The sequence below is a fragment of the Pseudomonas sp. Pme6b genome (genome assembly GCF_058129925.1).
Genome location: NZ_CM176704.1, coordinates 4,848,446 through 4,862,500 on the forward strand (window position 1 = coordinate 4,848,446; position 14,055 = coordinate 4,862,500).

11 protein-coding genes and 1 pseudogene are annotated in these 14,055 nt (G+C 57.7%); 3 read left to right on the forward strand and 9 right to left on the reverse strand.

Going from position 1 to position 14,055, the window contains the following annotated elements:
• Positions 1-31 precede the first annotated feature (31 nt).
• Positions 32-1,561 (forward strand): annotated as a pseudogene (locus AC4ANE_RS22015) (sensor domain-containing diguanylate cyclase).
• 68 nt (positions 1,562-1,629) lie between these two features.
• Here AC4ANE_RS22015 and AC4ANE_RS22020 read toward each other — a convergent pair.
• Positions 1,630-2,109, reverse strand: a complete 480-nt coding sequence (locus AC4ANE_RS22020; RefSeq protein ID WP_002552329.1) for a PA2169 family four-helix-bundle protein — start codon at positions 2,107-2,109, stop codon at positions 1,630-1,632.
• Between the two features lie 203 nt (positions 2,110-2,312).
• On the opposite strand from AC4ANE_RS22020, the gene AC4ANE_RS22025 reads away from it, so the two are divergent.
• Positions 2,313-2,567 (forward strand): DUF3820 family protein, encoded by a 255-nt coding sequence (locus tag AC4ANE_RS22025; RefSeq protein ID WP_004656040.1) that lies wholly within the window; start codon positions 2,313-2,315, stop codon positions 2,565-2,567.
• Between the two features lie 127 nt (positions 2,568-2,694).
• Here AC4ANE_RS22025 and AC4ANE_RS22030 read toward each other — a convergent pair whose 3' ends face one another.
• From AC4ANE_RS22030 to zwf, 3 genes are read right to left on the reverse strand one after another with little or no spacing between them, the layout of a single operon-like run.
• Entirely contained in the window at positions 2,695-3,369 is a 675-nt protein-coding gene (locus tag AC4ANE_RS22030) for a bifunctional 4-hydroxy-2-oxoglutarate aldolase/2-dehydro-3-deoxy-phosphogluconate aldolase (protein ID WP_460408522.1), read from the reverse strand.
• A gap of 17 nt (positions 3,370-3,386) precedes the next feature.
• Entirely contained in the window at positions 3,387-4,100 is a 714-nt protein-coding gene (gene pgl / locus AC4ANE_RS22035) for a 6-phosphogluconolactonase (protein ID WP_002552326.1), read from the reverse strand.
• The gene (gene zwf / locus AC4ANE_RS22040) at positions 4,087-5,556 is read right to left on the reverse strand and encodes a glucose-6-phosphate dehydrogenase (RefSeq protein ID WP_005732729.1); all 1,470 of its coding nucleotides are present in this window, start codon (positions 5,554-5,556) and stop codon (positions 4,087-4,089) included. Before zwf ends, pgl begins: the two co-directional genes overlap by 14 nt.
• Before the next feature lie 219 nt (positions 5,557-5,775).
• Here zwf and AC4ANE_RS22045 point away from each other — a divergent pair, with 219 nt between their 5' ends.
• On the forward strand, positions 5,776-6,642 hold the full coding sequence (locus AC4ANE_RS22045; protein ID WP_002552324.1) for a MurR/RpiR family transcriptional regulator: 867 nt from the start codon (positions 5,776-5,778) through the stop codon (positions 6,640-6,642).
• Between the two features lie 1,987 nt (positions 6,643-8,629).
• Here the strand turns inward: AC4ANE_RS22045 and AC4ANE_RS22050 are convergent.
• The 5 genes from AC4ANE_RS22050 to AC4ANE_RS22070 all read right to left on the reverse strand — a co-directional run bounded on the left by AC4ANE_RS22050 (position 8,630) and on the right by AC4ANE_RS22070 (position 14,017).
• Complete coding sequence (locus AC4ANE_RS22050; RefSeq protein ID WP_002552323.1) at positions 8,630-9,505, reverse strand: D-hexose-6-phosphate mutarotase; 876 nt, start codon at positions 9,503-9,505, stop codon at positions 8,630-8,632.
• 108 nt (positions 9,506-9,613) lie between these two features.
• Positions 9,614-10,975 (reverse strand): carbohydrate porin, encoded by a 1,362-nt coding sequence (locus AC4ANE_RS22055; RefSeq protein ID WP_002552322.1) that lies wholly within the window; start codon positions 10,973-10,975, stop codon positions 9,614-9,616.
• 126 nt (positions 10,976-11,101) lie between these two features.
• Entirely contained in the window at positions 11,102-12,268 is a 1,167-nt protein-coding gene (locus AC4ANE_RS22060; protein ID WP_031598683.1) for an ABC transporter ATP-binding protein, read from the reverse strand.
• Between the two features lie 2 nt (positions 12,269-12,270).
• Positions 12,271-13,116 (reverse strand): carbohydrate ABC transporter permease, encoded by an 846-nt coding sequence (locus AC4ANE_RS22065; RefSeq protein WP_002552321.1) that lies wholly within the window; start codon positions 13,114-13,116, stop codon positions 12,271-12,273.
• Complete coding sequence (locus AC4ANE_RS22070) at positions 13,109-14,017, reverse strand: carbohydrate ABC transporter permease (RefSeq protein WP_002552320.1); 909 nt, start codon at positions 14,015-14,017, stop codon at positions 13,109-13,111. The genes AC4ANE_RS22065 and AC4ANE_RS22070 overlap by 8 nt, the downstream gene beginning before the upstream one ends.
• Positions 14,018-14,055: the final 38 nt, after the last annotated feature.

Consider the following 14,055-nt stretch of genomic DNA (forward strand, 5'->3'; position numbering starts at 1 on the left):
AAGATTCATTCGTCTGCAGGTAGAACAACCAATGATGTTGTTTGCGTCATCTCGGCAAGACCGGCTCAAATGGACCCGACCGGAACTCATGCTGATCTTTGGCAGCTCACTGTCAATGTTCGCCATACTGGGGATTGTGGCGTCTTTACTGGCCCGGGAGAGTGACGACGCAGCGCAGACTGCCGCGCGTGCGGCGGCCAATATCGTGCAATTGATTGATGCCGACGTCATGCATAACGCAGAACTTTACGACTCGTCCCTGCAAGGCATGATCAGCGCATGGCAGCGTCCGGACCTTCAGGACCTGTCACCTGAACTGCGACAACTTGTCCTGTTTGATCGCTCCACTGCGGCGTCTTTCAAAGGCGATCTGGTATTGCTCGATAACAAGGGCGCCATCCTGGCTGACTCACTGTCCGTCATCCCTCGAAACGACAACTTCTCCGACCGCTCCTATTTCAAAGACCACAAGGCGGACCCTTCGCTGGGTCTGCACGTCAGTGCACCGTAAAAAAGCCGTTGGGGTTACAAGGACTGGTGCATCAGTTTCAGCCGTCGCATGTCAGGCCCCAATGGAGAGTTCACCGGAATGGTAAGTGCGGCCATGCGACTGGTGTATTTCAAACACTTGTTCATGAGCCAGAATCTGGGCGTCGGCAGCAGTATCAACCTGATCAATACCGCAGGCATCCTGATCGTCCGCTACCCCGATCTGGAGGGTGAAGATCTGATTGGCAAGGATTACAGCCACAGCCCCAACTTTCAGCGCATACTTCAGGAAGGACATGGCAGCTTTGCTGCCATGTCGACGCAGTTGAACGCTCGTCGGCTGTATACGTTTTCCCGGGTCGGCAATCTGCCGCTGGTTGTCGTGATCGGTCAGTCCGAGGATGAGGTGTATGCCGTATGGCGGCGCAATGCCTGGCTGGTCGGCTCCGCTACCAGCGTACTGTGTCTCGGAATCCTGTGGCTGACATGGCTGCTGTGTCGCGAGTTGCGACGACGCCATCGCGCTGAGGATGCACTGGCCAGCCTGGCTGCAACGGACGGTTTGACAGGGCTCGATAATCGTCGCCAGCTTGACGAAGCCATGGAAACCGAATGGGCGCGGGCACAGCGCTCAGGCAAACAGCTGTCTTTACTGATGATCGACGTAGACCATTTCAAGGCATTCAACGAGCGTCATGGTCATCAGGGCGGTGACGAAGCACTGCGCCTGATTGCACAAACCATCTCCTTCAATATCCGTCGCCCCGGTGACCGGGTTGCACGCTATGGCGGCGAGGAGTTTGTGGTAGTGCTGCCGGAAACCGACTTGCCGGGAGCCATGATGATTGCCGAACAGATCCGCAAGGCAGCTGAATCACTGCCGCTGTTTCCGGGTGCACAACAGCCCATCACCGTGAGTATCGGTGTCGTTTCAGAGATGGTGCGTCAGGGAGACAAACTGGAGGCGTTTTTCGGAATAGCCGACAAGGCGCTTTATCAGGCCAAACACAAGGGTCGTAACCGCGTAGAGCATCGCAGTTCGGTTGCCAGAGAGATGACTGATCAGGTTTGATGAGCTACCGGCGGGCATAAAAAAACGCCAGACTGGCTGGCGTTTTCGGCTACCGCTGCAACATCGAATTACGATGCGGCGTGGGCTGCACGTGCTGCGTCACGCAGTGCTTTTACTTTGTCGTGGTTGGCCAGAACGCCAGCCTGCTGCTTTTCAATCAGCGCAATAACGTTAGGGGAAACGTTCTTGGCACGGGCTTTTTCCAGCGCTTCGCGATAAGCCTTCTTGGCAACGTCTTCGCCTTTTTCGACTTCTTCCAGTACAGCCTTGTCGTCATCCGAAGTCACCATCGACTTCAGGTTGACCCATGCGCGATGCAGTGCGCCAGACACGCTGGAAGAATCTTCAGGCTTGCCACCCAGTGCGGTCACTTCAGCTTGCAGTTCACGAACGGCTGCAGCCACTTCAGTGGAACGATTGGCAAGGAACGATTTTACCTGAGCGCTTTTTGCGTGTTCTGCGCTGGTACGGAAACCTTCTTCACCGTCTTTGCTGGTTTCGATCAGGTCATTCAGGATAGAGATCGTTTCTTTGTTGATATCAGTCATTTGATAATTACCTAATGGCAGGTTGATACGAAAGTGTTCGATGTATAGGTAATTGCAGACACCGTGCCAGTTTTTTATATGGAGATAATTGTTTAAAATCAATGAGTTATGAAATTTTCACAATTGGCTGTTCGTGACTTCTGCATGATCTGTCGTTTGGCCTGCATGCAGAATGCACGTATCGTGCTGTTCGACATGTATTGATGGGAGGCTTGCAGGTGAACCCGGAGAAACTCAGGTTATTGGTGACGCAGGAAATGCCGTTTGGCAAATATAAAGGACGGCTGATCGCCGATTTGCCAGGTCATTATCTGAACTGGTTCGCGCGAGAAGGCTTTCCGAAAGGTGAACTGGGAGGTTTGCTGGCATTGATGCAGGAAATCGATCACAACGGCCTTGGCGCGCTATTGGACCCATTGCGCACACGTCCGCGTCAGTCGTTCAAGGACAAGGGATAAACAAAGAGGCGGTCCGGGGGAGAAAAAAACGGTGCTCCGGACCAGGGAGCACCGAAAAGCCATACAACCAACAACAACTTCCTTGCCGGAGTCAGCCGCAAAGGGGCTGACTCCGAAATCCTGAAAATCAGTCAAACAACGCCATTGCCTGCGCAGTGGCTTCCTGTATGCGGCCCCAGTCGCCATTCTTGACCCAGGCGTTATCAATCATCCAGGTCCCGCCCACGCACATGACGTTGGGCAAGGCCATGTAGCTCTTCAGGTTCTGCTCGTTGACGCCGCCAGTCGGGCAGAAACGCACCTCATTGAAAGGTCCGCCCAGGGCTTTGATTGCCGCCACACCGCCGCTGATCTCGGCCGGAAACAGCTTGAAGCGGCGATAGCCCATGGCATAACCGACCATGATTTCCGAAGCACTGCTGACGCCCGGCAAAAGGGGCAGCGGGCTGTCGACTGCGGCTTGCAGCAGGTCTTGCGTGCTGCCAGGGGTCACAATGAACTGCGAACCTGCCGCCTCGGCGTCCGCCAGCATCTTGCGGTCCAGAATGGTGCCGGCGCCCACACACAGCTCCGGGCGCTGCTCACGCAGAATACGGATGGCGCTCAGACCGAACGCCGAGCGCAGCGTAACTTCCAGTGCAGTCATGCCGCCAGCGGCCAGAGCATCGGCCAGAGGCAGCACATCCTGATCACGGGCAATGGTGATGACCGGCAGAATCTTTGCCTTGGCGCAGAGTTCGTCAATCTGGGCAATCTTGTTCGCCATGCTGATGAGCGGCTGATTATTTTCGTTCTGTGTCATGGCGACGTTTCCTTTGCTTATGGGCACCAGTAAATCTCGAGAGACGGGTTGAGAAACGCACGCACCGGCATCTCGGCAAGGTCATCGCCCGCCAGCGCGGTGCGCAGGGTGTCGAGTTTGGCCTGGCCGGACACCGACAGGATCGGCGAACGTGCCGACGCCAACAGGCGGCGGGTCAGGGTCAGGCGCTGATGCGGCACGCTCGGTGCGAGCATCGGCAGGCAGCGGCGCTCACCTTGCAGATCAAGGGCTTCTTTCAGGTTCGGGCTACCAGGGAACAGCGACGCGGTATGCCCGTCGTCGCCCATGCCCAGAATCAATACATCAATCGGTGGCAGCTCGGCCAGCGCCTGATCGGCAGCCAGCGCTGCCTCCTCGACACTGCCCGCCACGCTGTACAACCCCAGAAACTTCGCCTTCGCCACAGGACCCTGCAGCAAGTGGCGCTGCAGCAGGCCCGCATTGCTGTCGGCATGCTCGGTCGGCACGAAACGCTCGTCAGCCAGGCTGATGACTACTTTCGACCAGTCCAGCGGCTGCACGGCCAGGCTCTTGAAAAAGGCCACAGGACTGCGACCACCGGACACCACCAGGGTCGCCAGACCGTTTTCGCCAATTGCCTGCTTCAGGCGCTCGGCGACGTTGGCAGCCAGCGCATCAGCCAGTTGCTGCGGTGTGTCGAAATCACGTGCTACCAGCCCTGCTGGCAGCTCAAGGTCACATATCGCCATACCAGGATCTCCCGTCACGAGTAATCAGGGCAATGGAGCTCATTGGCCCCCAGGTTCCGGCCGGATAAGGCTTGGGCGCGTCGCCCGCCTTCTTCCAGCCAGCGATCAACTGATCGCACCATTGCCAGGCGTACTCGATTTCATCTTTGCGGACAAACAGGTTCTGATTGCCACGCATGACTTCCAGCAACAACCGCTCATAAGCGTCGGGGACACGAGCGCTGCGGTAGGTGTCGGAAAAATTCAGTTGCAAGGGCCCGCTGCGCAGCTGCATGCCTTTGTCCAGCCCCTGGTCCTTGGTCATCACCTGCAAGGAAATACCTTCGTCGGGCTGCAGGCGAATGATCAGGCGGTTGCTGATCTGCAAACGCTGTTCAGGCGCGAAGATGTAGTGCGGCGGCTCTTTGAAATGGATCACGATCTGCGACATTTTCTGCGGCATGCGCTTGCCGGTACGCAGATAAAACGGCGTACCCGACCAGCGCCAGTTGCGGATATCGGCACGCAGCGCGACGAAGGTTTCAGTATCGCTCTGGGTGTTGGAGTTCTCTTCCTCCAGATAACCCGGCACCGCCTTGCCTTCGCTGTAGCCAGCGGTGTACTGGCCACGCACCACCTGGGTCGCCAGACGCTCGGGCGTGAACGGTGCCAGCGCCTTGAGCACCTTGACCTTCTCGTCGCGAATACTGTCTGCCGACAGATCGCTGGGCGGGTCCATGGCGATCAGGCAAAGCAGTTGCAGCAAGTGGTTCTGAATCATGTCGCGCAATTGACCGGCCTGATCGAAGTAGCCCCAACGGCCCTCGATGCCGACCTTCTCGGCCACCGTGATCTCCACGTGCGAAATATGGTTCTGGTTCCACTGGGTTTCGAACAGGCTGTTGGCGAAGCGCAGAGCGATGAGGTTCTGTACCGTGTCCTTGCCCAGATAGTGGTCGATACGATAAACGCGGTTTTCCGGGAAAAACTGCGCAACAGCGTCATTGACCCGGCGCGAAGAGGCCAGGTCGTGACCGATGGGTTTTTCCAGTACGGCACGCGTGCGCTCAGCGAGGTTGACCGACGCAAGGTTCTCGCAGATGGCACCGTAGACCGAGGCGGGTGTGGCGAAATAGGCGATCAAGGTTTCGGCATTGCCGACGCGCTCGGCGAGTGCGACGTAATCCTCGGCCTTGAGGAAGTCGACATGCAGGTAGCTGAGGCGCGCCAGAAACCGGCCCAGGTTGTCGGGCTCGAGTTCGGCCTCGGGAATGAAGCGGCGCATGGATTTTTCGATATACGCCAGATGCGACTGTTCGTCGCCGGGTTCACGCGCCAGGGCAAGAATTTTTGTGTCTTCGTGCAGCAGTCCAGCGCGATCAAGCTGATAAAGAGCCGGGAACAGCTTGCGTACCGCCAGGTCCCCCAGGGCACCAAACAGGGCAAATGTGCACGGTTCAACCGTAATCAAGGGCATAATGTTGGTTCTTTTATCAAGTTAGGCTACAAATACCTTTTTTAAAGGCGTTACTCAAGGCCATATGTAGTAATAACCACAACATTCTGCCTAAAAGCATATTCCAGTGGTGATCAACACAGGCCCTCAGTACGATAGGCCACCTTTGCTACAGGCTAAAGAGCTAAAAAAAGCTCAGGCCAAAACCGTTGGTGAATCAGCCCCCGACAAGGACTTTGAATGGACCGCGTAAGAAACCTCCTGGAGCAAATCCAGGGCCGACTCGATGAGTTGAACAAGGCCGAGCGCAAGGTGGCCGAAGTGATCCTGCTCAACCCGCAGATGGCAACGCGGCTGAGCATTGCAGCGCTTGCCCAGGCCGCCAAGGTCAGCGAACCGACGGTCAACCGCTTCTGCCGTTCGTTCAGCGTCAGCGGTTATCCGGAGCTCAAACTGCAACTGGCCCAGAGCCTGGCAAGCGGCGCAGCCTATGTCAGCCGCGCTGTGGAAGCCGACGACAATCCCGAGGCCTATACCCAGAAGATTTTCGGTAGCGCCATTGCTTCGCTCGACAGCGCATGCCAGCAACTGGACCCGGCGCTGATCAGCAAGTCCGTGGACATGCTGATCCAGGCACGGCAGATCCACTTTTTCGGGCTGGGTGCCTCGGCGCCGGTGGCGCTTGATGCGCAGCACAAATTCTTCCGTTTCAACCTGGCGGTCACGGCGCATGCCGATGTGCTGATGCAACGGATGATTGCGTCGGTGGCCCATACCGGCGAATTGTTCGTGATCATTTCCTACACCGGGCGCACGCGCGAGCTGGTGGAAGTGGCCCGCATCGCCCGTGCAAATGGCGCTTCGGTGCTGGGCCTGACCGCCGCTGGCTCGCCACTGGCGCAGGCCAGCACTGTGAGCCTGAACATTCCATTGCCGGAAGACACGGACATCTACATGCCGATGACCTCGCGGATCATCCAGCTCACCGTTCTTGATGTGCTGGCCACCGGCATGACCCTGCGCCGCGGCGTTGACTTCCAGCCGCACCTGCGCAAGATCAAGGAAAGCCTGAATGACAGCCGCTATCCGATCGAGGATCAGGGCTGACTGGGTGTCGTTGACTATCGTTCACCCTGCGTAGTAATGCCTTTCGTGACGCTCTGCGTCACACAGCGGTTCTGTGACTTCAGGTGAATTGGTGTTCGACTCAGATTCTCGTTCCCACGCTCCGCGTCGTAATGCCTTTCGTGACGCTCTGCGTCACACAGCGGTTCTGTGACTTCAGGTGAATTGGCGTTCGACTCAGATTCTCGTTCCCACGCTCCGCGTCGTAATGCCTTTCGTGACGCTCTGCGTCACACAGTTCTGCGATTCAGTGAGATTTCGGCTCGACTCGATTCACCTTTTCGCCCCTCGGCGAGTTACTTTGATGGGGCCAAAGTAACCAAAGCCCCTCGCTCCTGTTTCCGGCCCGACTTCGTCGGGTTCCTTCGCCCTGTCACTGATCCGGGGGTCGCCGCAACGGGCCATCCTTGGCCCGATGCGGCTTGCTCGGCCTCCTGCCTCGCATTCCCCGGATCAGCGCCAGGACTCAGCCGTCACTAACGTCGCACTCTGCGTCGTCAGTGCCATCGTGGTTGAAAAGCGCTTAGAGCAGTTTGGTTAAAGGCACGATTCAGATATCACTATCGTGCCGACGCTCCGCGTCGGCATGCAGTTCGTGACGCTCAGCGTCACACAGCGGTTCTGTGACTTCAGGTGAATTGGTGTTCGGCTCAGATTCTCGTTCCCACGCTCCGCGTGGTAATGCCCTTCGTGACGCTCTGCGTCACACAGTTCTGCGATTCAGCGAGATTTCGGCTCGACTCGATTCACCTTTTCGCCCCTCGGCGAGTTACTTTGATGGGGCCAAAGTAACCAAAGCCCCTCGCTCCTGTTTCCGGCCCGACTTCGTCGGGTTCCTTCGCCCTGTCACTGATCCGGGGGTCGCCGCAACGGGCCATCCTTGGCCCGATGCGGCTTGCTCGGCCTCCTGCCTCGCATTCCCCGGATCAGCGCCAGGACTCAGCCGTCACTAACGTCGCACTCTGCGTCGTCAGTGCCATCGTGGTTGAAAAGCGCTTAGAGCAGTTTGGTTAAAGGCACGATTCAGATATCACTATCGTGCCGACGCTCCGCGTCGGCATGCAGTTCGTGACGCTCAGCGTCACACAGCGGTTCTGTGACTTCAGGTGAATTGGCGTTCGACTCAGATTCTCGTTCTCACGCTCCGCGTGGTAATGCCTTTCGTGACGCTCTGCGTCACACAGTTCTGCGATTCAGTGAGATTTCGGCTCGACTCGATTCACCTTTTCGCCCCTCGGCGAGTTACTTCGATGGGGCCAAAGTAACCAAATCCCCTCGCTCCTGTTTCCGGCCCGACTTCGTCGGGTTCCTTCGCCCTGTCACTGATCCGGGGGTCGCCACAACGGGCCATCCTTGGCCCGATGCGGCTTGCTCGGCGTCCTGCCTCGCATCCCCCGGATCAGCGCCAGGACTCAGCCGTCACTAACGTCGCACTCTGCGTTGTCTGTGCCATCGTGGTTGAAAAGCGCTTAGAGCAGTTTGTTAAAGGCACGATTCAGATATCACTATCTGTGACATCAAATGGATTGGCGTTCGACTCAGATTCTCGTTCCCACGCTCCGCGTGGTAATGCCCTTCGTGACGCTCTGCGTCACACAGTTCTGCGATTCAGCGAGATTTCGGCTCGACTCGATTCACCTTTTCGCCCCTCGGCGACCTACTTTGATGGGGCCAAAGTAGGCAAATCCCCTCGCTCCTGTTTCCGGCCCGACTTCGTCGGGTTCCTTCGCCCTGTCACTGATCCGGGGGTCGCCGCAACGGGCCATCCTTGGCCCGATGCGGCTTGCTCGGCGTCCTGCCTCGCATCCCCCGGATCAGCGCCAGGACTCAGCCGTCACTAACGTCGCACTCTGCGTTGTCTGTTCCATCGCGATAGAAAAGCGCTTTTTCGGCAATGACTGCGGTCTTGACTATCGTGCCGACGCTCCGCGTCGGCATGCAGTTCGTGACGCTCCGCGTCACACGCAAATCACCCCGCCAGGCTGGCCTGCAATTTGAGTTGCACCTGCTCGCCCGGTTGCAGGCTGAAGGCGTCGCCGGAAGCCGAAGCGGCTTCCACGCGCACAAAGCCTGCGGTCTCGCTGCCACACACTCCCAGTAGCGGTCTGTTGCCGGGGTGCCAGACCACGGTATTGGCGCTGTCGCCGGTGTCGATGTTCAGCCTGCGCTGCCAGGTCGGGTCCTGCAGTTGCAAGGCACCGGCATGTTCGAAGACTCGCTGGCAGCCGCCTGCCACACGTAATTCGCCTTGTTGCTGGCAGACCTGTCGGCTGAGTTCGTCATAACCCTGCGCCCCATCAAGGCCCTCAAGCGCGACTTCAGCCACATCGCCAATCCGCCAGTACGCATGCAGCGCATGGCTGAAATGACACGGCTCACTGTCCTCGTGGCGTGTGCTCAGACGCAACTCCATGCCCTGCCCCAGCTCGGCATGCAGGTCGACCTGCCAGTCCCACAGCTGCAAGCGCCAGTGCAGGCTGACGCCCTTTTCGCTCTCGCTGCTGTCGATCAGTTTCCAGTCCAGCAAGCGTCCCCAGCCGTGTGCCGGCCAGCCGCTTTCACCGGGGTGTCGGCCATACCAGGGCCAGCACACTGGCACGCCACCCCGAATCGCCCCCACCTGCGGCCATTGTGCAGCGCACCAGAGCCAGGGTTTCTGGCCTTGCGGCTGAAAATGCAGCAACTGCGCGCCCTGGCGACTGAAGACCGCCTGACACTGCGGATGATCGATAACCAGTACATCGCGCAGTTGGTGACGCTCCCACTCGAAAGTGGGTCTGGCACGTCGGGATCGGAAGAAGCGTTGCAATGGATGTTCAGGCAGTTGCGCGTCGAGAGAGGTCATCGCCAATCGCGTCCCTGAAAAATAAAAGGATCAAGCCAAAAAAAACGGGCAGCCAGGCTGCCCGCAAAGCACACACGACCTTTGATCGCGTTACGCGTCAATCAGTACTCAGAACTTCGACTGGATCTTGATGCCCGCCACAATCGCGTCATCAACCTGATCTACACCGCCAGGGTGCTTGACGTACTGCAGGTTGGGACGCACGGTCAGCCAGTTGGTAACGTGGAAGCCGTAGTAGATTTCCGAGTTGTACTCAGTGCTCTGGACCGGCAGGTAGCCAGGGTTGTCGTAGTCGTTGATGCCGCTGATCTGGTTGGCCAGACGCACACGATCCTGCACATCGTCGTTGACGTGGATACGGGCGATACCGATACCGATGTCATCTTTCGGACGCGAGTTGAACGGACCTTTGTACGTGAAACCGATCTGCTGGTAGTTATCGACGAAATTGGTGGCCTTGTCGTGCACGGTAGCGTTGGCAAAAATGCTCAGGCCGCGCGATGCATCGCCATCGTGAGTCGTCAGCTGTTGCTGAGCAACAACCCACCAGCCGTGCTTGCTGTCATGCGACTTGAACGCAGCGCCGGTAGCTGCCTGTGGCTGACCGTTAACGTCTTCATAGACATCGTCGGCGTTGGGCGTGCTCTTGTAGAAGCCGACACGGTATTCACCGGGCAACGAATTGACGGTCGGGGTCCAGACCAGTTCAACCGGCAGGATCATACCTTTGGTGCCGCTGCCGCTGAGTTTGAAGCCGTTACCGGTTTCGAGGTTGGACGGGTTCTGCTCATAGACGCCGACCTGTGCATACACTTCCGGCGTGATGTTGTACTTCACGCGCAAGGCCCACTGGCTGATTGGCCAGTTGTACCAGGTGTTCACATAGTTACCGACCTGCGAGCCGCAGAACGACAGGTTCTGGAAATCGCAAGGGAAGCTGTTGAAGTCTTCGCCCGGTCCGAAACGACCAGCCTTGACGTCCAGCGCGCCGTCAAAGTACTTCTGCTTGATCCACATTTGCGTCAGACGCCAGGTCTGGCCGCGACCCCAGACTTCCTGGGAGGAACTGAGGGTACCGGCACGAGGGTCGCCGATCCGGTCGTTGGAGATGTTGCGCCCGCTACGTTCGGTGATTGCCAGCTTGAACTCTGCGTCCTGCCAGCCGAAAGCCTTCTGCAAATCGACTTTCATGCCCAGCGCGAACTGGTCGCTGTAGCGGCCGGTCTTGTCGTCGTTGTAACCGCCCTTGATGTTGCTGGCCATCTCGGAAACGTATTCCAGCGAGAAGTCATAGCCCTTGTCGAGCAGTTCGGTACGCTTGCCGTTCCAGTCGCCGGTCATCCACGGTGAATCGACAGAAAATGCGTCGGCAGCATGAACGCTGCCTGCCAGCCCCATCGCACCCAACACCGACAGCGTGCTTACCAACTGGAACCGGGAAAGCGATTTACCTTTGTTGATCTTCTTCATCCCATCAATCCTCGTTTTATTGTTATTAGCTTTGGTAGACGTTTTGCTTCATTCACTGCTTCGTTTTCGCCGGTCGGCCGCGTCATTGTGGCAGTAGACAGCCGGCCAGCGATGCTCGGTGCTGAATCAATTTATCACTTGCGGCTCAACTGGAACATTGTTTGCACGTTCAGCCAAAGGTGGTGCTCCCAGAACTCCAAGACGCTCACCGCTCTGAGCATCGAAAATCAGCACCCTGGAAGGGTCGAACTGCAGGGTCAGACTTTCGCCCACCTGCGGTGCGACATCAGGCGCAAGGCGACAGCAGACCTTGCTCTGATTGAGCGTGACGAACACCAGCGTGTCCGGCCCGGTAGGCTCGGTCACCTGGACCTCGGCACGGATGGTCGGCATGCCATTCGACTCAGCGCCAGCAAGCATAATCTGTTCCGGCCGGATACCGAGAATGACTTCTCGATCTTCCAGCCCGGCATCGGATACCCCGACCGGCAGCTCGCAACGCGCCTGACCACTGTCGAGCAGCGCAATCAATTGGCCATCCTTGCGTTGCAGACGCAGCGGGATGAAGTTCATCGGCGGCGAACCGATGAAACTGGCGACGAACAGGTTGGCCGGATCGGTGTAAATCTGCTTGGGCGTACCGAATTGCTGAACGATACCGTCCTTCATGACCGCGACCTTGTCGCCCAGCGTCATGGCCTCGATCTGATCATGGGTCACATAGACGGTGGTGGTTTTAAGGCGCTGGTGCATCAGTTTCATTTCGGTACGCATCTCGACGCGCAACTTGGCATCGAGGTTGGACAACGGCTCATCGAACAGGTAGATCTTGGGACGACGCGCCAGGGCACGACCCATCGCGACACGCTGCTGCTGGCCACCGGACATCTGGCCCGGCTTGCGATTGAGCAAGTGCTCGATCTGCAACAGCTTGGCTACACGAGCCACTTCCGCGTCGATGTCGACTTGCGGCATCTTGCGGATCTTCAGCCCGAACGCGATGTTTTCACGCACGCTCATGGTCGGGTAAAGGGCATAGGACTGAAAGACCATCGCGATGTCGCGGTCCTTGGGGCTGGTGCTGCTGACGTCCTGGCCATCGATGAGAATCTCACCGCCGCTGATGCTTTCCAGACCGGCAATGCAGTTCATCAAGGTGGATTTGCCACAGCCGGAAGGGCCGACCAGAATCAGAAACTCGCCATCCTTGATCGACAGGTCGATGTTCTTGAGCGTGTCCGGCAAGTTGCTGCCGTAGGTCTTGTTGACGTTGCGTAATTCGAGAGTCGCCATGATTACCCCTTGACCGCGCCGGCAGTGAGCCCACGCAGGAAATACTTGCCAGCCAGTACGTAGACCAGCAGTGTCGGCAGGCCGGCAATCATCGCCGCCGCCATGTCAACGTTGTATTCCTTGGCACCTGTGCTGGTGTTGACCAGATTGTTCAGAGCCACAGTGATCGGCTGAGAATCGCCGCTGGAGAACACAACGCCGAACAGGAAATCGTTCCATATCTGGGTGAATTGCCAGATCAGGCAGACCATCACGATGGGCGTGGACATCGGCAGAATGATGCGGCCGAAGATCGTGAAAAACCCGGCACCGTCCAGACGCGCCGCCTTGACCAGTGCATCAGGAATGCTGACGTAGTAATTACGGAAGAATAGCGTGGTGAACGCCAGCCCGTAGACCACATGGACGAACACCAGCCCGACGGTCGTACTGGCCAGCCCCATCTTGCCGAGAGTGTAGGACGCTGGCAGCAGTACGGTCTGAAAGGGCAGAAAACAGCCGAACAGCAACAGGCCGAAGAACAACTCCGAGCCCTTGAAGCGCCACATCGACAGCACATAACCGTTGAGTGCGCCGATCGACGTGGAAATGACCACCGCCGGGACCGTAATCTTGATCGAGTTCCAGAAGTAGCCGTCAACGATATCCCAGGCCTTGATCCAGCCAATGACAGTGATCACGCTTGGCCAGCTCAGCAGGTTACCGGTGCCGATGTCTTCGGGAGTCTTGAAGCTTGTCAGCAACATCACTACCAACGGCACCAGATAAATCAGACAGGCCAGTATCAGCACGGCGTAAATCAGAACACGGCTGACGCTGATGCCCGGTTTTTCAACATGACTAGTCATGGCGCTTGGCCCTCAGCTCGGAATACAGGTACGGCACCAGAATCGCCAGAATCGCGCCGAGCATCAGAATCGCACTCGCCGAGCCCATACCCATCTGGCCACGACTGAATGTAAAGGAATACATGAACATAGCGGGCAGGTCCGAAGAATAGCCGGGGCCGCCGGCCGTCATAGCGGCTACCAGATCGAAGCTCTTGATGGCAATGTGCGCCAGAATCATGATTGCGCTGAAGAAAACCGGACGCAGACTTGGCAGCACCACGCGCCAGTAGATCATTGGCAAACTGGCGCCATCCATTTGCGAAGCACGGATGATCGACTGATCCACACCGCGCAGCCCTGCCAGAAACAGAGCCATTACAAAGCCGGACGATTGCCACACCGCAGCAATGACCAGGCAATAAATAACCCGGTCGGAATCAATCAGCCAGTCCAGACGAAAGCCTTCCCACCCCCAGTCGCGCAGCATCTTGTCCAGGCCCAGGCCGGGGTTGAGCAACCACTTCCAGGCGGTCCCGGTGACGATCATAGACAGCGCCATCGGGTACAGATAAATAGTGCGAATCACGCCTTCACGACGGATACGCTGATCCAGCAGAATTGCCAGCAGTACACCGATCACCAGGCTGATCGCGATGAACATACCGCCAAACACAGCGAGGTTTTTGCTCGCCACCCACCAACGGTCGTTGTCCATCAGTCGCGAATATTGCGCCAGACCGGCCCAACTGTAAGTAGGCAGAAACGTCGAGTTAGTGAACGACAGAACGAACGTCCACAATATGTACCCGTAAAAACCAACCAGCACGATGAACATGCTGGGGGCCAGCACCAGTTTAGGTAGCCAGCGTTGCAGCGCATCCATTGGCGAGGCTTTGCTGATCGCAGCGACAGAGCTCATCGGGCGTTTCCCATCAGGTGTGTCGAATCAAGGCCGAG